The 24898-nt window shown below is 31.8% G+C and carries 26 protein-coding genes and 2 pseudogenes; 20 read left to right on the top strand and 8 right to left on the bottom strand.

Going from position 1 to position 24898, the window contains the following annotated elements; translation table 11 throughout:
- Window positions 1-139 precede the first annotated feature (139 nt).
- Window positions 140-522: pseudogene (locus CQ058_RS00075) on the top strand (winged helix-turn-helix transcriptional regulator).
- Window positions 523-613: 91 nt separating this feature from the next.
- Here the strand turns inward: CQ058_RS00075 and CQ058_RS00080 are convergent.
- Window positions 614-1312 carry a hypothetical protein gene (locus CQ058_RS00080; RefSeq protein ID WP_002189754.1) on the bottom strand — a complete coding sequence of 233 codons (699 nt, stop codon included), beginning with the start codon at window positions 1310-1312 and terminating at the stop codon, window positions 614-616.
- Window positions 1313-1818: 506 nt separating this feature from the next.
- Between CQ058_RS00080 and CQ058_RS00090 the strand changes: the two genes are divergently transcribed.
- Window positions 1819-2619, top strand: coding sequence for a GNAT family N-acetyltransferase (locus CQ058_RS00090; protein ID WP_002189753.1), 801 nt, complete (start codon window positions 1819-1821; stop codon window positions 2617-2619).
- Between the two features lie 46 nt (window positions 2620-2665).
- Complete coding sequence (locus CQ058_RS00095; protein ID WP_002189752.1) at window positions 2666-3541, top strand: glycerophosphodiester phosphodiesterase; 876 nt, start codon at window positions 2666-2668, stop codon at window positions 3539-3541.
- Between the two features lie 146 nt (window positions 3542-3687).
- Here CQ058_RS00095 and CQ058_RS00100 read toward each other — a convergent pair whose 3' ends face one another.
- On the bottom strand, window positions 3688-4155 hold the full coding sequence (locus CQ058_RS00100) for a DUF2306 domain-containing protein (protein ID WP_002189751.1): 468 nt from the start codon (window positions 4153-4155) through the stop codon (window positions 3688-3690).
- Window positions 4156-4330: 175 nt separating this feature from the next.
- On the opposite strand from CQ058_RS00100, the gene CQ058_RS00105 reads away from it, so the two are divergent.
- Window positions 4331-4861 carry a DUF4269 domain-containing protein gene (locus CQ058_RS00105; RefSeq protein ID WP_002192869.1) on the top strand — a complete coding sequence of 177 codons (531 nt, stop codon included), beginning with the start codon at window positions 4331-4333 and terminating at the stop codon, window positions 4859-4861.
- Window positions 4862-4906: 45 nt separating this feature from the next.
- On the opposite strand, the gene pdxR is transcribed toward CQ058_RS00105, so the two are convergent.
- Window positions 4907-6340 carry a MocR-like pyridoxine biosynthesis transcription factor PdxR gene (pdxR, locus tag CQ058_RS00110; RefSeq protein WP_002192870.1) on the bottom strand — a complete coding sequence of 478 codons (1434 nt, stop codon included), beginning with the start codon at window positions 6338-6340 and terminating at the stop codon, window positions 4907-4909.
- Window positions 6341-6492: 152 nt separating this feature from the next.
- On the opposite strand from pdxR, the gene CQ058_RS00115 reads away from it, so the two are divergent.
- The 14 genes from CQ058_RS00115 (at window position 6493) to CQ058_RS00180 (ending at window position 17919) form a co-directional block, all read left to right on the top strand.
- A complete protein-coding gene (locus CQ058_RS00115) occupies window positions 6493-7404 on the top strand; it encodes a DMT family transporter (protein ID WP_002032395.1) in 912 nt (303 codons plus the stop codon).
- 283 nt (window positions 7405-7687) lie between these two features.
- Window positions 7688-8611, top strand: coding sequence for a nucleoside hydrolase (locus CQ058_RS00120; protein ID WP_002189748.1), 924 nt, complete (start codon window positions 7688-7690; stop codon window positions 8609-8611).
- 77 nt (window positions 8612-8688) lie between these two features.
- Window positions 8689-9153, top strand: a complete 465-nt coding sequence (locus tag CQ058_RS00125) for a GNAT family N-acetyltransferase (protein ID WP_002189747.1) — start codon at window positions 8689-8691, stop codon at window positions 9151-9153.
- Window positions 9154-9336: 183 nt separating this feature from the next.
- Window positions 9337-9906 (top strand): DUF4256 domain-containing protein, encoded by a 570-nt coding sequence (locus tag CQ058_RS00130; protein WP_002032391.1) that lies wholly within the window; start codon window positions 9337-9339, stop codon window positions 9904-9906.
- Window positions 9907-10278: 372 nt separating this feature from the next.
- A complete protein-coding gene (locus tag CQ058_RS00135; protein WP_002032390.1) occupies window positions 10279-10725 on the top strand; it encodes an NUDIX domain-containing protein in 447 nt (148 codons plus the stop codon).
- 199 nt (window positions 10726-10924) lie between these two features.
- Entirely contained in the window at window positions 10925-11200 is a 276-nt protein-coding gene (locus CQ058_RS00140) for a heterocycloanthracin/sonorensin family bacteriocin (protein ID WP_002032388.1), read from the top strand.
- A gap of 113 nt (window positions 11201-11313) precedes the next feature.
- A complete protein-coding gene (locus CQ058_RS00145; RefSeq protein ID WP_002032386.1) occupies window positions 11314-12342 on the top strand; it encodes a serine hydrolase domain-containing protein in 1029 nt (342 codons plus the stop codon).
- 31 nt (window positions 12343-12373) lie between these two features.
- Window positions 12374-12517 carry a hypothetical protein gene (locus CQ058_RS31645; protein ID WP_002013225.1) on the top strand — a complete coding sequence of 48 codons (144 nt, stop codon included), beginning with the start codon at window positions 12374-12376 and terminating at the stop codon, window positions 12515-12517.
- Between the two features lie 279 nt (window positions 12518-12796).
- Window positions 12797-14005 (top strand): L-lactate MFS transporter, encoded by a 1209-nt coding sequence (locus CQ058_RS00155; protein WP_002032385.1) that lies wholly within the window; start codon window positions 12797-12799, stop codon window positions 14003-14005.
- 179 nt (window positions 14006-14184) lie between these two features.
- Window positions 14185-14601, top strand: coding sequence for a GNAT family N-acetyltransferase (locus CQ058_RS00160; protein ID WP_002192872.1), 417 nt, complete (start codon window positions 14185-14187; stop codon window positions 14599-14601).
- 184 nt (window positions 14602-14785) lie between these two features.
- The gene (locus tag CQ058_RS00165) at window positions 14786-15229 is read left to right on the top strand and encodes an NUDIX hydrolase (RefSeq protein ID WP_002192873.1); all 444 of its coding nucleotides are present in this window, start codon (window positions 14786-14788) and stop codon (window positions 15227-15229) included.
- Between the two features lie 30 nt (window positions 15230-15259).
- Window positions 15260-16390: a DNA polymerase III subunit beta gene (gene dnaN, locus CQ058_RS00170; protein ID WP_002189741.1), complete on the top strand. Its 1131-nt coding sequence runs from the start codon at window positions 15260-15262 to the stop codon at window positions 16388-16390.
- 22 nt (window positions 16391-16412) lie between these two features.
- The gene (locus CQ058_RS00175) at window positions 16413-16928 is read left to right on the top strand and encodes an NUDIX hydrolase (protein WP_002189739.1); all 516 of its coding nucleotides are present in this window, start codon (window positions 16413-16415) and stop codon (window positions 16926-16928) included.
- 70 nt (window positions 16929-16998) lie between these two features.
- Window positions 16999-17919 carry a hypothetical protein gene (locus CQ058_RS00180; protein ID WP_002189738.1) on the top strand — a complete coding sequence of 307 codons (921 nt, stop codon included), beginning with the start codon at window positions 16999-17001 and terminating at the stop codon, window positions 17917-17919.
- Window positions 17920-18072: 153 nt separating this feature from the next.
- Here CQ058_RS00180 and CQ058_RS00185 read toward each other — a convergent pair whose 3' ends face one another.
- Window positions 18073-19035 (bottom strand): MBL fold metallo-hydrolase, encoded by a 963-nt coding sequence (locus CQ058_RS00185; protein WP_105589363.1) that lies wholly within the window; start codon window positions 19033-19035, stop codon window positions 18073-18075.
- A gap of 506 nt (window positions 19036-19541) precedes the next feature.
- Here CQ058_RS00185 and CQ058_RS00190 point away from each other — a divergent pair.
- Both CQ058_RS00190 and CQ058_RS00195 read left to right on the top strand, forming a co-directional pair.
- Window positions 19542-20623 (top strand): annotated as a pseudogene (locus CQ058_RS00190) (hypothetical protein).
- Between the two features lie 140 nt (window positions 20624-20763).
- Window positions 20764-21159: a RidA family protein gene (locus CQ058_RS00195; RefSeq protein ID WP_002032373.1), complete on the top strand. Its 396-nt coding sequence runs from the start codon at window positions 20764-20766 to the stop codon at window positions 21157-21159.
- Between the two features lie 741 nt (window positions 21160-21900).
- Here CQ058_RS00195 and CQ058_RS00200 read toward each other — a convergent pair.
- From CQ058_RS00200 to CQ058_RS00210, 4 genes are all read right to left on the bottom strand, one after another.
- Window positions 21901-22716, bottom strand: coding sequence for a YwqG family protein (locus CQ058_RS00200; protein ID WP_002189733.1), 816 nt, complete (start codon window positions 22714-22716; stop codon window positions 21901-21903).
- Window positions 22717-22794: 78 nt separating this feature from the next.
- Window positions 22795-23202 (bottom strand): DnaJ family domain-containing protein, encoded by a 408-nt coding sequence (locus CQ058_RS31410; RefSeq protein WP_002032371.1) that lies wholly within the window; start codon window positions 23200-23202, stop codon window positions 22795-22797.
- 21 nt (window positions 23203-23223) lie between these two features.
- Window positions 23224-24420: an alpha/beta hydrolase gene (locus CQ058_RS00205; RefSeq protein ID WP_002032370.1), complete on the bottom strand. Its 1197-nt coding sequence runs from the start codon at window positions 24418-24420 to the stop codon at window positions 23224-23226.
- Between the two features lie 83 nt (window positions 24421-24503).
- Complete coding sequence (locus CQ058_RS00210) at window positions 24504-24869, bottom strand: hypothetical protein (protein WP_002032369.1); 366 nt, start codon at window positions 24867-24869, stop codon at window positions 24504-24506.
- Window positions 24870-24898 lie beyond the last annotated feature (29 nt).

Here is a 24898-nt window from a genome sequence, read left to right on the forward strand (position 1 = left end):
TCTCCTCCGTTACATACATCGTTATTTTTGATTTTTGTATACATTACATATACTATTTCTTAAGAAGGATTTATGTAAGTAGGCACAATTTAATAACATAGTCATAAAAATAGTACTTAGCGAAAAAGGAGATTTTATTATGGCACGTTTTAGTTATCAAGATGAATCGGTTTCTGAAGAAACACAGCAAGAAATTTGTCCATTAACAGTTACCCAAAATGCAATTGCAGGAAGATGGAAAATCGTGATTTTGTGGCATTTAAGCAAAAATGAAATTATTAGGTTTAATGAATTATTGAGGATGTTACCTGGTATCTCAAAAGGAATCTTAACTAGACAATTAAGAGAGCTTGAAGAGGACGAGTTAGTACACAGAGAAGTTTATAAAGTTGTTCCACCAAAGGTAGAATATTCTTTAACAGAGCAGGGGAAAAAGTTTATACCTGTATTAGAAGCAATGCAAGTCTGGGGTAAAGATTTACTAAATAAAAAATAGAGATGTATGAAAAGCATAAGGACTAATAAATTATTAATACCTTCCTATTACCAATAGGAAGGTATTAAGTTCAAATTAAATACTGAAAAATTTATTAATGTAAGTTGTACTGGAAAACTATCGTAATTCAGCCGTCTTTCTAATAACAATCTTATCAATATCATCCTCTTCATCACCAATAAATAACCCTCGTTCTTTTAAGTATGTTTCAAAGTATAAATCTGCTTCTGCACGTTCATCATATGGCTTTACAGATAGAACGAAACCTAATTTATTTTGCTCCTCTAAATGAGAAGTGGAGATGTAAGCCGGTACATTGTGGCGTAAAAAGAGCTCTTTAACCGGAATAATCATATCTTTCATTAATTTCGTTAACATACCCATTTCAAACTCAAAATTAAAGCGATCTATACTAGATAAATCCGCGAATACTACACCAATAAAACCTGTATTAAATACTTCTTGATATTCTACTTCTTCGTTACCGTAAAAATTCTTTTCAATTAAATAATTTATAAAATAAGAAACACCATCACTTTGTTCAAAAGGTTTTGTTGAAAGAACGAAGCCGATTTTCTTTTGTTTATGTAAATACACACATGACATGTATGCAGCGGTATTATGTTCTTTAAATAATGCACTCGTTACTCCAGATAGACCATCTAGTACGTGATGCACAATTTGAAGTTTTTTACGAGCGAAATAATAGGATTTCTTTTGTAACTCCAATGTATCAATAAAGACAGAGCCGATAAAGCCTGTATTTGAAATAATAGGTGTTTGCTTTTTTCTTCCTCTGCGCTTTGCTTGAGTCATTGTTGAAATCATCCCTTCATGTACAAATAAATTAAAAAGAACATTTGTTCGTATATTTATATTTTACTATTAAAACGCACTAAAGTAAAGGGTTTTTGACGAAAAAACAATAAAAAAGACACCTATAAAAGGTGCCTTAAACGTTGCAGGGAAGAGGTTTCATCCCATTATTTATATTAAGATACAGATACAATCTCTTCTGTATCTTCTACATCTAAATGACAGTCCATAGTACGAACATCTTGATCTTCATGACTTCCGAAATAAATAGTAATTTTCATATGTATCGCTCCTTTATTCTAGGAATACCTAAAATAATTACTAGTAATGTTAATATTTATTATATACCACTTTTTTCATTCCGACAACGTTAGATCATTTTTAATTCTTTTAGGGCGCAAAGAGTGATTTATAGAGATATTTTTATAGAAATAGGTACATTTCTTATATGATATATTTAATACTGAAGGATTCGAATACGAATTTTTATGAAAGGAGCAAAATGAATGAATTATAAACAGTTACTAATAGACAATTTTACATATAAAACCTCATATATTGCGCGGCAGGTAAATGGAATGGATGTAAAAGAAACGAAGGATTACATTACTGTCGACTGCGGATTACCTGCAGATACATTTAATATTATCACACTACTAAATAGTAATGTAACGGAAGGAATCGAGAAATTATATAAGGAGGTAGAATACTATAATCAAAAGAAATTTCCAATGAGTGTTTGGTTTTGGGATGATAAGCAAGAGCAGACTATAAAAAGCGAATTAATCAAACTTGGTTTAAAAGAAGCTGAAAAGAATATCGCGATGGTAGCAGAATTAAAAACAATTCATCCAAGAATAAACATGCCAGTAGGTTTTACGATACAAAAAGCATCTTCTTCAGGACAAATCAAAAAGTTTGGAGAAACGTTAGCTAATCTATTTGGTACATCAGAGGAAGGTAAAAATGTACAAGCATACTATAATCAAATTTCTTCTTTAAATTTATGGAATAGCGATAATATGAAACTATACTTAGGTCTTTATAAAGGTGAGGTAGTATCTGTTGGCTCTTTAGTATGTACGAAAGATAGTGTCGGTATTTATGATATAGCGACTAAAGAAGAAATGAGAGGAAAAGGTTTTGGCTCTACTATGTTTAATTTCCTGCTGCAAGAAGCAAAACAATTAAAAAATACGTATTGTGTATTACAAGCTTCACCTGATGGAATAAATATTTATAAAAAATCCGGCTTTCAAGTTGTAGGACAAATGACTGTTTTTGAAAATCGGCATTTATTTGAGTAAATCATCCAAGTCAAATTGTTTTAAATATAGGAGTTAACATACCGTTATGAAAAAAACATCTATAATTACAATCATTTGTTTCTTCACAGTAATAAGCATCTTTGTTTTTCAGCAAGTAAATGAACAAAAATATACAAAAGCTATTAATCAATCAAATCATATTAAAAATATTGCGCATAGAGGGGCTTCTGCATATGCACCGGAACATACATTAGAAGCGTATCAATTAGGACAGCAATTAAAAGGTGACTATATAGAAATAGATCTCCAAATGACAAAAGACGGACATTTAGTAGCTATGCATGATGAAGCATTAAACCGCACAACAAACGGTACTGGTTTTGTAAAAGATCATACATTAGATGAAATAAAACAACTGAATGCAGGTTCTTTTTTCAATAAAAAGCATCCAAATTTAGCAAAGAAAGAATTTGAAGATACTAAAGTTCCAATATTAGAAGAGATTATTGAAACGTTTGGACATAATGCTAATTATTATATCGAAACAAAATCACCAGATGAATATCCTGGAATGGAGGAAAAACTATTAGAAATTATTAATCACTACCAAATAAATGATAAAGTTATTATTCAATCATTTAGTGAAGAAAGTCTGCGAAAGATTCACAGTTTAAATGATAATATACCGTTAGTACAATTATTATCATATAAAAAAGCAGTTCAATTAACAGACTCAGAAATAGAAAAGTATAAAACATACTGCATAGGTCTTGGTATGAATTATAAATATATTGATGCAGCCTACGTAAAAAAAATAAAGAATTATGGATTAGAAGTTCATCCATTTACAGTAAATAATGAAAAAGATATGAAAAAGTTACTTTCTTGGGGCATCGACGGGATGTTTACTAATTATCCGGATCGTTTACATTCAGTATTAGATTTGAAAAGTCATAATTAAAAAGTATTATTCTTAAGGGAGTAATAAACAAAAAAGAATCCAATAAACATATTGGATTCTTTTTTAGTTCTATACGCCAAACTTGATATAATACAATATTGATTATTATTTTTCATAAGTTTTGTCAGAAAGTAATCAAAATGTAATTAATTTTCCCTTTCTTTTTTATATTTTTTTGATACACTGGCTACGAGAGGAATACCGATTATAGTAGGTAAGAACCAAAACCATATTGGTGGAAGTAGATTTAAAATAGGGATATACATACCAATGTTTACTAAAAGTGCGGTAACTGCACCAATATAAGAGCCTAACATACCTCTAATATGGTGTTGCAACCAATTTCTCCATCGTTTTTTTCTTGCGAGATATCCGTAAATCGCAAATGAATAGGAGATAATTGCTACATAAAATAAATATGCGATTTTATCCCAGTTTAAAATAGACAATATAATTGCAGTAAGGGTTATGACAACATAGGACGCATGGTATATTTCGCCCCATTCCGTATGTTTTCCTTTCTTTTTTTGAGCAACCATCGCTACAATACCAGTAATTAAACATATGGTTCCAAATAATATGTGTATGGTCAAAAGAATGTTGAAAATGCTCATAAAAGTTCCTCCTTTTTTATTTTTATAGTATTGCAGTATAGGAGAAAAGTTGAACAATATAGTTAGTTCGCCTTAATATATTGAAATAAAGGTACTCCTAGAACAAAATGGAATGATTAAATTTTTTCTCAAATTTAGTGAGACGAGTATTACGTTAAATGAAGGAGAGACTTCTATGTTTACATCTATTACATATTTACAATCTGGGAATGATAAGCAACAAAAAGTTTACGAAGTTATTAATAAACTAAACATAATAGAGGATTTAGCTTTATATAGCCCTGTACTTTGCGGGACAATCCCTATTAGAGTTGATACCCTTCATTCTGACTTAGACATTGTAATGGAAGTACATAATTATGATTTTTTTGAACAGGAAATTAGATCATTGTATGGCTCATACGAAGGATTTGAAATGAAAAAGAAAATCATTAAAAATATCTTAACAATAAAGGTGAATTTTCAATTTGAAGGTTTTGAATTTGAATTATTTGCTCAACCGCGGCCAGTACGTAACCAAAATGCATATAAACATATGATAGTGGAGCACATGCTATTAATGCAGCACCCACACATTAGAGAAGAAGTAATTGAATTAAAAGAACAAGGGTTAAAAACAGAACCGGCTTTTGCTCAAGTATTAAACATTGACGGTGATCCCTATAAAGAACTTATTTTATTAGGACAGGAAATGAGATTATGGTAAAAAAGGCACACAAAAAATCCTCTTTATAAAAAGAGGATTTTTTTATTATGCCATTAACTTACGAATCAAATTACTTAATATAATAATACCTTGAGTAATTTGTTCAGGGGAAGAATACCCATAAGATAAACGTATAAACTGATCTGATTCTTCTTCATAAATACGTCCCGGGTTAAAAAGAACTCCCTTTGATTGAGCCTCTGAAAATAGTTTTTTCATCGAAATGTTAGGCACTACCCTTAGCCATATAAAAAATCCACCACTAGGAATATCCCATGTAGTAATGTCAGCGCAGTACGTATTTAGTGCTTGTATCATTATTCGTCTTCGTTTTTTTAGGTGAATCCTTACATTCGCTACGTGATCCTCATAAAACCCTTTACTTAACCATTCTGCAGCAACTCTTTGAGATAAAGAACTTGACCCATAGTCAGTTTGCATTTTTATGTCTGATAATCTCTCAATAACAGGCTCTGGTCCGATAATCCAACCAATCCTAAGTCCTGGGCTAAGTGTTTTAGATAGACTACCGATATATAAAACATGTCCATATTTATCCATCGACTTTAAAGGAGGGGGCGGTAGTTCATCCATCCATAACTCACGGTAAATATCATCTTCAATGATAGGCAATTGTTCTTTTTCGCATATTCTTAGTATTTCTTTTCGTCGATCCTTGGACATTAATACACTCGTCGGATTTTGAAAACAAGGAATCGAATATAAAATATTTTTCTTTTGACTATAATTAATTTTTCTTAACAAATCATTAGGGATAATTCCATGTTGATCCATCTGTATTCCAGAAAGGTGAATATTAGCCGATTGAAATACGTGAAGAGAATATAAGTAAGAAGGTCGTTCAAGTAAAACAGTTGACTCTCTATGTAAAAGACCGATTGATATTAATTGTAATGCCTGTAATGCACCAGAGACTATTAATATAGAGCTTGGTGATGTATTTATTCCAAATGATTTTACATAATTACTTATTGCTTCACGTAAAGGGAGATATCCTTTTTGTTCTTCATATCCGAAATAATCTAGTTCCTCACATACGTTACGCATAATGAATTGCATAGTTTCTAACGGGAAAAGATGAGGTGCAAGTTCTCCTTTACTAAGATGAATCAATTTTTTATTTGCTTCTGCTTCATTTATTTCCCGTACCATTAACTTGCTTGGTTTATGAATACCAGCCTTTACATATTCACTCCAATCGGGCGGGGGATTGGTGGCTAATAATGACCATGTATTATTCGTTACAATTGTTCCTGACCCGATTTTCCCTTGAATTAAGCCATCTGCCATAAGTTCTTCTAGTGCGGTTATTACAGTACTACGATTTACATGAAATAATTTCGCTAACTGCCGCTGGCTAGGAACCTTACTTCCAATCGGCCATTCTCCGTATTCAATTTTTTCTTTCATATAGTCTATTATCTGCCGATATTTAGGCAGTTTTTTATCAGTAGACATATTAAAAACTCCCTCATTCATTTTAAAAATGCAAAGTGGTTGGTTTTTTCGAGGATTAACTGGTTGAAGACATTGTATCAACTATTAAATATGATGAAAAGAAATAATTGGTAATTAGAAAATGGCTGGTTTATTGGAGAGGGAGAGAAAATATGCATAATAAAAAATGGGATTTTCGTATTGTATGTGCTCACGCTTTTACGATTCTTATATGGGGAACAGCTTTTCCAGGAATTCGGATGGGGCTTGAAGCTTACACCCCTGAACACCTTACTTTGCTACGATTATTAATCGCTTCTTTGATTCTTTTTCTGTTTTCACTTATATACAAATTACGTTTACCTGATTTGAAAGATATTCCAGTAATTTTTATATTTGGTGCTCTTGGATTTACAATTTATCATATTGCACTGAACTACGGTGAAAAGAGTGTGAATGCTGGACCTGCTAGTTTAATTGTATCAGTAACACCTATATTAACGGCAATTCTTGCTTCTGTTTTTTTGAATGAAAAAATGAAATTAAATGGTTGGATCGGTGGTGTAATTAGTTTTGTAGGAATTGCTTTTTTATCGTTAAGTCAAGGAGATTCCATTCAATTGAATAGTGGGGGATTACTAATTTTATTGGCGGCAATTTCAGAAAGTCTATTTTTCGTTTTTCAAAGGCCATACTTAAAAAAGTACGGTTTCTTGCCATTTACAATATATACAATTTGGTCTGGTACTGTATTTATGCTTATTTTTTTGCCAGGGATTTATGAAGAAATTGTAGCAGCTCCTATAGAAGTTACTTTGAGTGTTATATATTTAGGTGTGTTCCCGACAGTACTGCCGTATATTGCATTAGCATATATTACATCCCATGCCAGTGCTTCTGAGGCAACAAGTTCTCTATATTTAACACCAGTAACTGCATGTTTTATCGCTTGGATATGGTTAGGTGAGGTGCCAACCTTTGTTTCGATAATTGGAGGGGGAATTACTATACTTGGAGTTGTGATTGCTCATTTAACATTTAATAAAGATGATTATAAGCAAATTGAGAGTGAAAAAGTATGGTAAGACATCCCTGCGAGTATTTGCAATTTAAATGCAAAATTTCGGATTAATAACAGGCTTTCAGTTCTATAAATATAGTGAAAAAAATCTATATTAAAATCAGCTAGTCCAATATTTGTACAAGATTTAATTAAACTGGTAGATTATTTATCTGCAAAAGAACTAGCATAATGCTAGTTCTTTTTTATCAATACATTACTCACCATTAATATTTGCTTAGAACTGTATAGATTTAAATTATTTCCACATATACATAATTATCTTACCTATGAAAGGAGTGCATTTCTTGGAGAAGGTTTTATTTTTTGGAGACCCAGGTATTGATGATTCGTTTGCAATTATGTATGGCTTACTGCATCCTGAAATTGAAATCGTTGGTATCGTAACTGGATATGGAAATGTTGAACATATACATGCCGCTCATAATGCCGCATATATTTTACAGTTAGCAAACAGACAAGATATTCCTGTAATTAGCGGTGCAACAGGCCCACTTACAAATGAAATTACAACGTATTACCCTGAAATTCATGGACCAGAAGGATTAGGGCCCATCCATGTACCGGAAAGTGTGTTATCTATTCCTATATACAATTTTGGTAGTATTGCTGCGATTCTTGTAAAGTATGGAGAAGATTTAACAATTGTCGATGTAGGAAGATCTACCTCATTAGCGATTGCTTTTAATTTATGGAACGACTTGATGTTAAATATAAAAGGAATTTATTTTATGGGTGGTGTCTTTTTAGAAGCAGGGAATGTTACTCCATTAGCAGAGGCAAACGTGTACGGAGATCCTATAGCAAGTCAAATTGTATTTCAGCAAGCGAAAAATATAACGTTATTCCCTTTAAATGTAACAAATAAAACGGTTTTAACCCCAAGTGTATTTACTTATATTTTAGTTAATACACAAAATCCATTTAAGCCGATTATGAAACCCCTGTACGATTATTATTTATCAGCATACCAAAAACTCAATCCATATATTGAAGGGCCATTATTACACGATGTACTTGCTATAAGCGGTTTAGTGAATCCTACATTTTTAAATTATACATCCCGAAAAGTGACTGTGGATATATGTGGCGAAACGAAGGGACAAACTTTTGCTGATTTTCGTCCACACTCTAAATCTGAAGGGGCGCGTATAGCGTTACAATTAGATGAGGAAAAATTTATTCAGGATTTTATGAAAATCATGTTATAAGTTGATGTCGAAAAAGGGAATCATTTCACTCCGTTGAATATAAAAGATAAATTCTCTTTTTAAAGGAGCTTAAAATAGTGAACGTCCAATTAAAAATTGTTACGAGAGAAAATTGGGAAGACGCATTAAAGTTACAAGTTAAAGAAAACCAAATACACTTTGTTCCGGCAGTGGCAGTATCACTTGCTAAAGTATACATAAAACCAGATGGTGAAAATGTCGAATATATTCCATTCGCTATATATGATGGTGACCTTATAGTTGGTTTTATTATGCATGCTTTTGTGCGAGAGTCAACAGATATGTATTGGATTAACGGATTTATCATTGATGAAAAAGAGCAAGGAAAAGGATATGGAAAAGCAGCATTACAGGAAATCATTAACTTAATAAAAAATAACTTTAAAGAGTGTGAGGAAATTAGATTAACTGTCCATAAAGATAATATTTCTGCAAAGAAACTATATGGATGTTATGATTTTAAACCATTAGGAAATGTATATGACGGTGAGGAAGTATATCGCTTATTGTTATTGAAATAAAGATATACTGTTTTGAAACAATAAGTTGTTCCGTTAAAGGGTCATATCGCGGAGAATTGGTTGTACTAATTCATATAAATTATCGCAAACTCAATTCACGCAATTATTTAAACATTTTATTATAAAACAGTATTTATATATACTTAAACTATCATTAATAAAAACATCAATGGAGGAACTAATATGAAAGAAAGCAATAAAAAAGAGTTGTCACTAGAGCAAGGTGAAGAATTACTACAAACATTGAAAGATCGTTTTGAGAATAATATGAACCGTCATAAAGGTTTAGAATGGGCTAATGTTCAAGAAAGGCTGGATGCTAATACTGAAAAGTTGTGGTCGCTCAACGAGATGGAACGAACTGGTGGCGAACCTGATGTTGTTGATTTTGATAAAGAAAAAGGCGAATATATTTTTTATGATTGTTCAGCAGAAAGTCCTAAAGGTCGTAGAAGTGTTTGTTACGATCTTGAAGCGCTAGAATCAAGAAAGAAACATAAACCAGAAAATAACGCTATTGATATGGCAACTGCCATGGGTATTGAACTATTAACGGAAGAAGAATATCGTACATTACATAATCTTGAAAATTTCGATATGAAGACGTCGAGTTGGGTGGAAACACCTTCTGATATTAGAGAACTTGGCGGTGCCCTTTTTTGCGATTATCGCTTTGGACACGTCTTTGTGTATCACAATGGGGCAGAATCTTACTATGCCGCAAGAGGCTTTCGTGGTTCGTTAAGAGTCTAAAATTTGTACAGGCAGGTAAATTTGAAGTAGAGAATAGATTTGCTTAGGGAATAGTAGTGATTGCATACTTTAGCTACGGATTCGATTTTGAGGCCGCAAAGAATAGGGCTAATCAAACCTTATTGTAAAAGAATGAATCAACTAAAAATATTAAGAGTATGTTTTGATAATTTTCTTCATAAACATACTCTTTTTTAGAATCATTTATCAAAATTATTAGTTTTAATTAACGTATAAACGAGAACTTGTAAAAGGTACTCTTGCAATTATCAATGAAATTCACCCATATGAAACACCTATGATTTATATTATCCCGCTTTTAAATGAAAATTTTCGAGCAAGTATAAAGTGAATGATTAGGAGGAATACAAAATGAAAAGTAAATTCCATCATATTGTACGAGCTATCATGATAAAAGATGAAAAACTACTAGTCGCTGAATACATAGGCCATCACTATTTTTTACCCGGTGGCCATGTTGAAATTGGGGAATCAGCAGAGAATGCACTAATAAGAGAGTTACGAGAAGAACTTGGAGTAACTTGCAGTATAAAACAATTTTTAGGCGTCATAGAAAATCAATGGCAAGCCAAAGAAACCCTCCACCATGAAATTAACCACATTTTTGAAATAGATTCAAATGAGTTAAAATCCGATTTCACTCCAATATCTAAAGAGTCCCATTTAGCATTTCACTGGATTGATTTTAATAAAGAAAATATAAATTCCTATACAATAATGCCGACACCTTCAGTAAAAGAATTACTAGAAAGAAAATTAAGTGATGAACTATTAACTTGCTGGATTAGTAACTTTTAATTGTCTCTATTTATATTAATTCCGTCCACTAAAAGAATATAAAGAAAATAGGCTCATAAACAAGGTACATCACCTAGTGTAAAGTCATATTTTGTTGATGTACGCATTTAGTCTATAGCCTTATTTCTACTTTATTTTTAAAAGTAAATAAACTCGAAAATTTGGACGGAATTTACATTTGTAAATGGAGGGTTTCATAATGAATGAGTTTCAACAAGAACTACAAGCGTTAAACCTTAATGCTTATCAACCTGGTAATGTTGTGTATTGGGATCAACAACAAAATCAATATCCATATTACTACATTCAAGACGATGCACGTCGTTGTGGCGGATGCGGTGGCGGCGGACGTTGTGGCGGTTGTGGTGGTCGCTGTGGTGGTTGTGGCGGCGGACGTTGCGGCGGTTGCGTAGGTTGTGTAGGCTGTGTTGGTTGTTTCAGCTGTTCTAATTGCTGGAACTGGTGGATTATTTAAGTACTATAGATCAATAATATTTCACATGAAAGAAAAGTACAGATGCAAAGTTATAATGTATTGAAACTTTTCTTTCATGCTGTTATTTTTATATGTTTTAGGGGGATATTTATTTGTACAAATATGAAAAATTAATTTCAGGGGTAGAAAACATTAAAGAGACAAATCAAAGTTCTACGGCAGCACTTTGTATTATGAAAGATAATAAGATTGTGCTAGAGCATTATAGTGGAGCGCATTCAAATATTCCTACTAGTAAAAAAGTAACTATATCTTCACAATTCAATGTCGCTTCCGCAAGAAAAAGCTATTTAGGATTAATGGTAGCTTATGCAGTTTATGAGGGGAAAATAAAATCTCTTGATGACGAGGCTGTAAATTATTTTAAAGAATATGATCCTTCATTACTTGGAAAGACAACGATAAGACATTTAGTAACTCATTCACACGGTTTAAATGAAACCGATGATGGGACAGCTTTTCGTGAATTTGAGCCGGGACAAGCTTGGGCGTACAGAGATATTAATGTAAGAATGGTGACGCAGCTTATTTATCACTTGTATAACAAAAGTTTTCCTGAACTATTAAAGGAGCGTGTATTCATACCTGCTGACTTCAAGGAAACTGGATGGAGAATAAAACAAGATGATAATTTAGTTAAGGTTGTTGTAAATCCAGATGAAGATGCAATAAGTAGTGTTGGTGCAGTAGATGACGGCTCCGAGAAAAATCTTTTTGTCTCTGCGAGAGAATTTGCATTTTGGGGTAGCCTTCATTTAAATAAAGGGTTTTTAAATGGTAAACAAATTGTGCCAAAAGAAGTTATAGCACTTGCTACGAGCTTACAAAGTCCAGAGTATACAAATAAAGAACTACCTCAAAACGGGTTGTTTTGGTTCGTTCAAAATGAACCTGCTTTATTTAGCGAACTTGGTGAGCGAGTTCCTAAAGGTTCCTATCAAATATTAGGAATTACAGGACCAACGATATTAGTCATTCCAGAATATAATGTCGTCGTTGCTAAAATGTACAATAAAAGATACAACTATGGTGGGGATAATTATTTATATTATTTACGTGAATTTAGCAATTTAGTCGCTGATACATTTAGTAGCAGTAAAAATACTATGGTTAGGGTATAACTACTCCTATAATAAAAAGGAGTGAACTTTAATGAAAAATGAAGTGAATAAAAATAAAAAGCAAAATATAAAGGATGTAAACACAGAACAAAACGCGATTTATAGCGATCCGAAAGATGCAGCTAATATGCAAACTGTACCGCAGCCGAAAGACTTTGAGGAAATTGAATATTAATTTTCTCTCCGACTTATTTATGAAAGAAAAATACGTCTTAAGTCTCATCACTTTCAGCAAATTATTTGATAACATATATACATAAGCATTCGAAAATGTCTTATCTTAACAAAGCTTTCTTTAAATGCTGTATATAACCTACAAAAAGGCACTTCTTGATGAAGTGTCTTTTTTGTGTAAGCTAACTCAATTTCCATTTTCCGTACAGTATCTTGCAATTTATCATGGATATACTAACTGTGAAAATTCATGTCATGATAAAAGAAGGGGACAGTTAGCATGAAACAAACATCTATAAATCCATTGCTAATTGTTCTAGGTACAATCATTGTTCAAATTGGCCTAGGAACAATTTACACATGGAGTTTATTTAATCAACCCCTTGTAAGTAAGTTTGGATGGAACCTCAATTCAGTCGCGATTACGTTCTCAATTACGAGTTTTTCTTTATCATTCTCAACTCTATTTGCAGGAAAGCTACAACAAAAATTTGGGCTTCGTAAACTTATCGCTACTGCAGGAATTGTTTTAGGACTCGGTTTAATACTTAGTTCACAAGTTTCCTCATTACCATTACTTTATTTATTAGCCGGTGTTGTCGTTGGATACGCTGATGGAACAGCATATATTACATCACTATCTAATTTAATTAAATGGTTTCCAAACCGTAAAGGACTTATTTCTGGTATATCTGTTTCGGCATATGGAATGGGAAGCTTAATCTTTAGATATATAAACGGAAATCTTATCAACAGTCTTGGAGTATCACAAGCATTTTTATACTGGGGTATTATCGTCTTACTATTAGTGTTGATAGGATCATTCTTCTTACGTGAAGCAATTGTAAGTAACACTGCAACTGAAACATTACACAATGATTATACGCCGCGTGAAATGATGAAAACGAAACAAGTATATCTCTTATTTTTCATGTTATTCACATCATGTATGGGCGGACTGTATTTAATCGGTATGGTAAAAGACATCGGGGTGCAGCTCGTTGGTCTTAGTGCAGCGACTGCCGCAAATGCCGTCGCAATGATCGCAATCTTTAATACGATAGGTAGAATTATTCTTGGAACGTTATCAGATAAAATAGGCCGATTAAAAATCGTCTCGGCTACATTTATTATTATTGGATTATCCGTCTTCACTTTAAGTTTTATTCCACTAAATTACGGGATTTATTTTGCTTGTGTAGCAAGTGTTGCATTTTGCTTTGGTGGTAACATCACTATCTTCCCAGCAATTGTGGGAGACTTCTTCGGATTAAAAAATCATAGTACAAACTACGGGATTGTTTACCAAGGTTTCGGATTTGGTGCACTTGCAGGATCATTCATTGGAGCACTACTTGGCGGATTTCAGCCAACCTTCATTACAATCGGTGTTCTATGTGTTATATCTTTCGTTATCTCTATAGTAATCCGCCCTCCAAATGCAGAAAAGAAGAAGGAAATCAAATCGTTAAATCGAAAAATAGCTTAATGCTAAGAAAGAGTCCTTATGCTAGGGCTCTTTTTCATTACAACATAATGTATAAACAATGGATGCCATTCAAAAAATCTAATTTTGTCCCTGTACTTACTACATAACTAACATTAAAGAAGATAGGAAATTCCGATTATTAAATTGAATAAATAACATAAAGGAGCGTGCTAGTTAAAATGAAAATAGTAAAGCAATGGGTACAAGAAGATAGTGATTACATAAGAGAAAAAGTAATTGAATATAACCAAAAACAACTTTCAAATGAAGAAAAAACACCTTCAGAAAAGGTTAGTTTTATAGTAAAAAACGAAAAAGAAGAAATAGTAGGAGGAATAACAGCAATAACATTCTGGCATCATTTACATATCGACTTTCTATGGGTTTCTGAAGAATATAGATACGAAGGATACGGTAACAAATTAATGGAACTCATTGAAGAATTTGCAATTAAAAAAGAATGTAGGCTAATCAAATTAGATACTTTTAGTTTCCAAGCCCCCAATTTTTATAAGAAGCATGGGTATAAAGTGATAGGGGTAAGTGAAGATCATCCTAAAGGGCATAATCATTACTATTTAGAAAAAAGGTTATAAATGAATCATTAAAGAGTGTATTATGATTAATCTTTTTCAAAATATGCTCTTTTCTTTTGTGTGTCTATGAACACGATATCGTTTCGTATTAGTTATTTACTCAAATTACTTTTTATGAATCAAAACAATTTAATGATAGAATAAAATAAAGACAGAAAATTTCCACCATTCAAGGGGGTTACATATGAAAAAAGTAAATGTTACATACGCACTTCTATATGATGAAACTCATGAAAAGCTATTAATGGTTAAAAACAAAGGGGAAAATGGGTCTTATTACACTTTACCAGGTGGAGCAGTTAAATTCGGGGAAACGTTAGAAGAGGCAGCAATTCGTGAAGTGAAAGAAGAAACAGGGCTAGATATATCTGTAAAAGGGGTTTGTTCCATTAGTGAAGCCTTTTTTGTGGAGAGAGGACATCATGCAATCTTCTTTAATTTTTTAGGAGAAATAATCGGAGGGGAAATCTGTATATCACGGCCAAAAGAGATTGAGGAGATTACCTGGATGGAATTAGATTCAGCAGAACCTTATTTACGTATACCAGAACACTTAAAAAGCCTTTTACAAAAGAAAGAAACAGTTCCTTATATTTTTAATGGAACTATTATTCATCAATCTTCATAAAGATAGTATTTCATTTAAGGCGGGGGAAAAATGGAGTTTATCGTTAATCACAAACAATTTACACAAGCTCTTTCAGAAGTAAGTAAAGCTATCTCAACAAAAACTTTAATTCCTATATTATCCGGAATAAAAATAACAGCAGATCAATCTGGAATTACTTTAATCGCAAGTAATTCGAATATTTTCATTGAAAAATTTATACCTATTTCAATTGAAGGTGTACAAATTACAACTATTTTAAAAGCAGGAAGTATTGTTGTACCAGCAAAATATTTCATTGAAATTATTAAGAAAATGCCAAGTGATATTTTAATAAAAAGCATGAATGAGCAGTTGATTACAATTCAATCTGATGAAATTACTTTAAAGTTAAATGGACTCTCGGCAAATGAATTTCCTAATGTACCATTTTTAGACGCACATACAGAAATACAAGTAGAGACGGAACAATTAATTGAAGTCTTTAAACAAACTGTCTTTGCAACTGCTAAAAATGAATCTAGACGAGTTCTTACTGGCGTACATTTCGTTATTGATCATAACAAATTAATTTGTGCTGCTACTGATTCGCACAGACTGGCTTTACGTGAAATACCCATTTCTTCACATGCGAAATTAAATTGCATTGTACCAAATTCCACTATTAGTGAACTACTAAAATTAATGAACAGTAATTCAAATTTAGTATACATATATCTTTCAGAGAGTCACATTATTTTTAAATTCGGTACAATTACGTTGTATTCAAGACTTATTGAAGGAAAATATCCTAATATATCCGGCCTAATTCCAAATGAATCCCAAACGGTTATTAATATAGATAGAAAAAAGATTTTACAAGGTGTAGATCGGTCAAGTTTATTGGCTAGTGAATGGGCAAACAACAACGTTAACTTAGAAATCATCGACGAATGCACAATACAAATTTCTTCCAACGCTTCTCAAATTGGTAAAATATCCGAGACACAACAAATAGATGCTATTCACGGTGAAAAGCAATTAAATATATCTTTCGATGGACGATATATGGTCGATACTTTAAAAGCAATAAAAGAAGATAGAGTTACTTTAAGTTTTGGTGGTTCCATGAGACCGATATTAATTGAAGCAGGTGAACAATCTGCAGCAGTATATTTAATATCACCTGTTAGAACTTATTGAGAACAAAGGAAGGAATTAAATTATGTACAAGCACACTTTATGTTTTATAAAAAGAAATGAAGAAATACTTATGCTAAATAGAGAATATGATCCTGTAAAAGGATTATGGAATGGTGTAGGAGGGAAGATAGAAAAAGGAGAAACACCGTTAGAAAATGCAATTCGTGAAATAAAAGAAGAAACAAATATAGATGTTGAACAAAATCAAATTCAATTTAAAGGCATTATTAAATGGGAGGATTCCTCATATTCTGGTGGCATGTATGTCTATTTAGTAAAGCTACTTAATGAATTTACATATCACACTCAAAAAAAAGTCTCAGAAGGAATTCTAGATTGGAAAGAGGTATCTTGGATTCTAAGTGACTATAATTACGGCGTAGGAGAGATGATACCTAAATTTTTAACTGAAGTACTTTATAATGAATTAATATTAGAGCACTCTTGCGTTTTATCAAATCATAAATTAGTAGAGTATAAGAATAAAGAATTAGCTAAGCAGACCAGCCCAATAGATTCAATACATAAATTAGTGTAAGCATGAACAGAAAATAGTTAGTGTAATCGAAATGTAACTAAAGATAAATTTTAACGTGAGGGTGAGTATTATGAAGAAAATAATCGCTTTACTCTTAGGTATTGTTCTAATTACTTTTGCTTTTTTTCATTACAATAAAGAAAGTTTAGTTCAAAATGATAAACTGTTTGTTGAAGACTTTAAAGGTAAAAATGATTCAAATAAAATTCAAGCAGCTATTAATAAAGCAGAATCAAGTAAAATTAAAACGGTTTTGCTCGATGATAAAAAGTATAAAATCACTTCACCAATTATCGTTAAACAAGGTGTAAAACTATTATTCGGTTATGGAACACAATTTGTTGTAGAGGGAAACTTTAGGGTTCTGGAACTAGAAAAAAATGCTTCTATTGAAGGAGCTTATATAGCTATTGACGATCCTAAATTTAATTCTGAAGTTATATATTTAGACGGCAAAAATAAGTACTATAACACTTGGAACAAAACACAAGTAAAAGATATTAACATTATCAATTGGACGGAAACGAACAAAGGTACAGGGATTTCTTTATACTCCGGTGGCAAAGAAAATGAGATTTCGTTTGTTAACTTCGAAAACATTAAAGTAGCAGGAATGGAAACAGGGCTAAAATTAGTAGCGAAAAAACCGAAAGCTGGACATTCCTGGATAAATGCCAACCGTTTTATGAACTTCTCTCTAGAGGATTGTGTAAATATGATTTATATGGATAGTAATTTAACTACGCCAAATGAGATTAGCGGGAATCAATTTACAAATCTACAAATACAACCTTCAAGTAAAACAAAAAATATTTTAAGGGTGAGTGGACAGCATAACGAGTTCAATGCAATGGTGTGGGATTTAAATAAAATTAATCACGAAAACGAACTCATTGAACTAACTGATAAGAGCATGAATACAGTCATTGATATTACCTCCGTGCCGACAAGTAGAGTTTTAGATAGCGGGAAAGCAAATATAGTAAAGTAGTAATTAGGGGCGATTAATATTTAATAGAAGGAGGGGCTCATGAAAAAAGAAAAAATGCAATTCCAATAGATAAAACAAAGAATATTAATAGATGAGTCATAAATGAATAAAAAGCGAACCATCAATATTAAATTGGTTCGCTTTTTATTATACTTACACTTCTCGCCACCAAGCAGCCGTAGGATAATCTTTAGATTGTAACGTAATAGCTTCACCGATTTGTGGCGTTGCAATATTAACCCCTAAACGATTTGCTTCTTTCGTAACACGTTCAATAGGATCACTCCATTCATGTAATGCTAACGTAAAAGCACCCCAATGAATAGGAACGAGCAATTCTCCTTTAACGTCAACATGAGCTTGTACTGTTTCTTCTGGCAACATATGAATAGCAGACCATCTCGTATCGTACTGCCCGCATTCCATTAAAGTAAGATCGAATGGACCATAATTCTCACCAATTTCCTTAAAGTGAGGAGCATAACCACTATCACCACTAAAGAAGACTTTAGTTTCTTGACCAAGAATAAGCCATGAACACCATAACGAACAATCTCTATCTGTCATACTTCGTCCAGAGAAATGCCTTGCAGGAGCGCAAACTAACTTAATATTATCAAACGTAATTTCATCCCACCAATTATGCTCACTAATTTTACTAGGTGAAACACCCCATTTAATAAGATAACGCGCAACTCCAGTCGGAACATAAAAGTGTTTTGCACGATCTTTTAACTGCATAATACTTTTGTAATTTAAATGGTCATAGTGATTATGCGAAATGATAATCGCATCAATTTCCTGAAGATCTTCACGTTCTAAAGAAAAAGCACCACTATAACGTTTACTATTAAAAATAGGGAACGGGGAAGAGGCATCGCCAAACATAGGATCTAATAACAGCTTTTTACCTTCTATTTTTAAAAGAGTAGCAGAATGCCCAAACCATGTCACACTCTCTAAAGACTCATTATTTTTATTCGATAAAACAATAGGTAAATTCTTTACAGGACGCAGCTTTGTTTTCATTTTAAAGTAATCAGTCATTAAACCGATAATATTTTTCGGATTAAAACTTACATCAGTCGGAATTTGATTCATATATTTCTTTTTCATTAGTTCTCCTTTTTACGTTTAACAATATACGTATGTTGTTATTGTAGCTAATTGTAGTTTAAACGAAATCATTTTACCTTTCATCTTAAATGCAGTACATTTCATAAATTCTTCAAATTTATTATTTATATATAAAAAACAGAATTCATTTAGCAGCAGCTAAAACTAATATTATGTATTTGTAAATTGTTTTGCTTAAGTAAATTCTTTCTCATAAACAACAAAGAACGTACGTTTCGTTGTATGTTATAGAAGCAGATAGGTAACTAATTATCCACAGGAAGGAGAGTCTATAAATGCTAGAAGAAAGAAAAAAGAAGTCTAAATGCAAACTATTAAATAGCAATAACTAAATATAGAATTCTAGATAACCTTAGTATAGGTATTAACATAGCTATACTAAGGTTTTTTATTTAAAATCATTAAAGGATACTTATTTTTATTTATAGAACATAGTAAATACATAGATTTTACAATTAACTTATTTAAAAAGGAGGGATGTAATGATGCTTGCTAATAATACTCCAGAGAAAATACTACAAAAAGCTTATGAGACTAAAATGATTTCATCTGGAGATAATTCGCCATCTATAAAAATAAGTGGAACAAATCTTCAATATTTACTTGTGATGCTGCATCTTGGTATAGGATCCAATGCTATAAAAACGAAGCTAAATTGGACTAACGAGGAATTCGAAAAACAAATGCATACATTAGAACTAGAAGGTTTATTGAAAAAGACAGGAGGGAGTTACTATCCAACGTGTATGGTTATAACAGCTAATAAAGGAGAAAAACTGTATAGCCTCTGTGAGCCTCTAATTAAAACTGCACTTAAAATTATTGAAAAATATTCCGATCAAATTGATGCTATGTCTAAAAGAATCGAGACATTTAATCATTTACCTAAAGAATCGTACAGTCTTTTACTATATAGTGGTGTGTTATTAGATTTTGGACAAATAATTAACATTGAAGAAAACTATTTAGAAATAGAACGGCCTTTGAGAAACAATAAAAGATATTATTATGCGATTCTAGAACAAGAACAAACAGACAAAGAGTCCTTTGGAATGTATGGTAATACGTATTTGGATTTAGGGGAATATCAAATTGGTCTTTATGGAAACACTCGATATACAACTTTGAATTTAATAACTGCGAATAAAGAAACGTTTGAAGAGTATTTTCACGATGCTATTACTGATATTAATTATACAAAAAACAATTAGTTAAAAATTTTGTAGCGGCAGATAGACAATTAGACTTAAATTTAAATTTATTATACGAAAAATTAGGCTTGTATAAAAATTCACAACCTGTTATCCCAGTGTTTACAGCCCTAGATTTATCTATACTTAACGAAATCGCGAACACGATCAGTGCAGATTTGATTTTATTATGTAAAGAAAATGAGAAACCTTTAAAAGAATACTTTGCAAGCAGCAGATACTCAAAAGAAATAACTTACGAAGAATTTTTTATTTGGTGGTATCACTTTTTCTATACAAAAATAACTGAAGAATTAATACAAAAAGGCGTAATTATAACAAGCGCTCAAAAAAATCAAACGTACATAATCTATTAAAAACTTCAAATTAAAGTGACTAATATCCTTTTGCATATGTAGCAGCTGAATGATGTATAGACAATAATTAGTAAATAGAGGATAATCCAAAATTAAAACCTAATATAAAGAAAATAAGATATTAAAAGGAGAGAAGAGCCATGCAAAAGAAATTTATCAATCCAGAAACAATGCCAGTAACTTTTGGATACTCACATGTAGTTGAAGTTAGTAACGCTAAACGAACAATTTACATATCTGGACAAGTAGCGATCAATACTGATGGTCAAATAGTTGGCGTTGATGATTTAGCTACACAAACGCGACAAGTATTCGAAAATATTAAAAGCGCATTAGAAACTTCGGAATTAAAATTTAATGATGTAGTAAAATTAACATTTTTCTTAACAGATATTTCTCAAATGGCCATTGTTAGAGATGTTCGAGATCAATACATTGATACTAAGAATCCACCAGCAAGTTCAGCTGTAGAAGTTAACAAACTAATTCATGACGAACTATTAATCGAAATTGAAGCAATTGCTGTAGCAAACTAATTTAAAAACTTATCATCAATTAAATTAACATCGAAGCAATTTGTTTAAAGTTAACGATTAAACAAATTGCTTTTTTGTCTTAACTAAAATTTGTTTGCGGCATTATTTATGAAAATAAACAACAAAAATATATTAGAACAATTTATCTAAGCTATTAAGCTGTATCAATTCATATAACACACAACCAATCATGAACAAACAAAGAAAAGGGAAGTGTAACAACCGAGACCAATGTGTAATAAGTTTATTACTTTTTTCTAGTTAACATAATATATATTATACGAAGTTGTATAGAGTAAGTGTTTATCTGTATCAAAAACCAAGTAAACTATACTTAATGAGACGAAACAGGTATTTTTAATGAGATTCACATAAAATCTTATCTAAATGAATTTCTACAGTTTTTATCGTTTATTTTGCTATAAATTAATCACAGCAAATCTTAATCGATTAATTATCGTTTAACGAGTCAAAAATAATTTTGATTAGCACGGAATTTTTTTATGCGAAATAAATTTTTCTATACAAATGATAAATTTCATTTTATGTTTTGCTTTATAGATTTATTGCTAATTACATATGTTTTATTATTTTATATTTTTGTTGTTATTTCTTTTATTTACGCTTGACTTTCATTGTATTCTTCATTCTAGTTAACATAACGTTTATTTTTAACGTAAAAAAATCCTCCTCACCTTCAGGAAGATTTCTTTTGCTAGCTAGTAATCCATTTATCTATTTTTAGTAACAATCCCAATTGTAAATAACATTGGAAAAATCTAGATTTAATAAATCATCTTTCTTTATAAAGAAATTAGCAACACCAGAATCTCCCCACATAATATTTAATGAATCATCTGTATCGATTTGCAGCAATAATATATCATGTTGCTGGTATTTTTCTTCCCATTCCCTTGGATCTGTCTGTGTGAAAAATGGATAACCACCAATTTTATGCCCTTGATCTTTACATAAATCATCATACAGTTCGCCTAATTCTGTATGATTTTCTTCATCAACAATTTCTTCCCAATCAATTTCCTCACTAAACATCTTTTCAAATCGATAATCCCTTGATGTTACGGGTTGATAACCCAATTCAAACTTTAATTTCGCTGCTTCAGGTATGATAAAGTCCTCTAATTCTGAAGTGTTTAAATAACTAAAATCAGTAATAACCTTATTTAAATCTTCTATAATTGTAGAATGATAAATAATTCGAAAGTCTTTTTGGATTGTTGGATGATCAAAATCTGCTCCGTAAAGCTCATCTTCAGCACTTACGAAAAACTGCAGCATACCCTTTTGAGGCATATATTCAACATGCGGCATTTCTTCAAAGTTTAGCTGCGCAAGTAACATCATAGGTTGTCCATTTGAATCTTTAGGATGCTCTTGATCTATAGGTACATACGGATAGCCACCAAACTTACTTTCAAAAAGAGTTGTTTCTGCTTGCGTTCCAGACACTTTAATATACGGTTTCACACTTTCTTCTAAAATACTACGATACTGCTCTAGTTCTTTCGGAATTTGAAGTTGATACGTATTCTTCATTACATTTGCCTCCCCTTAATAATGAATTGAAAATGCCTTACTTAATTATATAGCAAAAGATAACTTCATTGAAAATCGTTAAATATCCGTTTTCACCCTCGTTTTTTGCGCACTTGGTGGACAAAGTAAATTATGTTCTAAAACCTTTTTATTAATAGTTCGAATTAAATCCGCTGCTTCTGCAGTATTTGTAGTTTCTTTTAGCCTTTCTTTTAAATCATCAATTTCCTTTGAAAGCTCAATCCACCTAGGTAAAACATGATTATTTTTTAAAGTTCTATACAGTTGTTTTTCAGGATTATACGAAAGATCTTTATCTAGATTTAGAGGTTTCCCTTTACCTGGCAAATTATCAAAAGACCCTTTCTTTTCTGCTTCTTTAACGATAGAGCTAATATGATCCTCATACGTGAACGACCAAACTTTTTCATCTTTAACTAAAATTTCTTGTTTTTTAAGTTTTTTATCTAGCTCATCTTGATTCATAGATTCTCTCTCCTTTTTATTTTATAGTGTGGTTTTTGTATATTTTAATGCTTTCAACCCATCAAATAACTTTTCTCGCCACCAAACACCGTCATGACCGCCTTGAAACTCTTCATAAGTAATTTGGTATCCTTTTTCTTTTAAAGCTTTATACAGGCGTCTATTAGCCGTTAAAAGAGGTTTGTTTTCAAGCTCTCCTGCTGCTATGTAAAAATGAGGTTGACTCGTATTAGAATCTATAGATGAAATTTGATTTTCAATCCAAGGAATTTGATTTTCATAACCATCCTTTTTCCAATGCACGGATCCAGACATTGACAACACGTTTCCGAAAACATGTGGATTTTGAAGCGCTGCATAAAAAGCTGCTAAGCCACCAAGACTGAAACCAGCAATTGTTGTATGATTCTTTTCTTGATATACGTGATACCTAGCTTGAATCCATGGAAGTAGTTCCTCCGTTAAAAATGTATTCATTTTATCGTTATAAGTTAGCTCTTCTAGTCGATCAACGGGTTCTATTGCAACAGCAATACAAGATGGGATTTCTTTTTCGTATATTAAATAATTGAGTGTTCTTGCGATTGAAAGGTTATTAATGAATGAATTCCCATCAAAAACAATGAGAAGTTCTTGAAGATGTGAAGTGTGAGAATAGTCACGAGGCGTATAAATATAAATTTTACGTGTGTCATTTAAAATCGTACTATGAAAAGAATATGTTTCAATTTTTCCAGATGGATAATGATCTGAAGGAAAACGACTGCTATACTGTACTTCCATTCCTATGTTTAACACAGACGCTTTATTGGCATCTTCTCCAAATGTATTTTTATTAAATCGATCTAGTTGGTACTTTTCACTGCGCTTTATCCAATCATTTTCGAAAAAATCGTTTACTGAAAAATAGTACGTTGAAATAAAACTCTCATCCGTCCTAAACGTTACATACCAAATATCTGTCTGTAACAACCGTTGTAGTTGATTTACAGACAGATCCCAACCAGGAAAACTACCGAATACATAAACCTTTTCAGTTTTTTGATCCCCTAACCATATATACGTTATAAGCTTATACTGATTTTCTACAGGACATTGTTCTATTAGTGGCGTATTATTTGACTTTATTTCATGCAAAAAAGTATAAATTGCTTTCTCGTTTCCTTTTTTTAATTGATTATTAAGCTCCTCTAACTTAGGACTAATTATTGAAGTCACCCATCTGCCTCCTTTGTATTTCTTTCTTGTCACTAGATTGCTTTTATAAAATTTAGGATTAGTATGTTATGTATTTAGATGAGTTATTTATTAGAAGGTTTATCAATTGCCTGAATAGAAAGTTCCAACGCTTTTATTCTTCTTTCTAAAAGTGTTCTTTGAGGACTACCAGCCTTGGACTTATCATAGGCTCTCTCAATTGATGGAAGCAAACCAGCAAGGACATTACGAGCTTCTGCTAACTCTTCTGGACTATACTGGTGGCTTTCTTGATTCCACACGTTTTCTAGCACTGCTAACCCTATGCAAACAGCTTTAAATCGTTTTTTCACTAATGTAGTATTTGCACCTTTTTGAGTCATCTGTAATAGTGCATTTTCAAGTTTACGAATAGTCGATTGTAAAGATTTTATTGATTCCGATTTATCTATATTTGATACGTTTTCCATGTTACTGTTGTTCCTCCTGGCTTAACTTA

Source organism: Bacillus sp. MYb56 (assembly GCF_002976445.1).
In the GTDB taxonomy this organism is placed as follows: domain Bacteria; phylum Bacillota; class Bacilli; order Bacillales; family Bacillaceae_G; genus Bacillus_A; species Bacillus_A mycoides.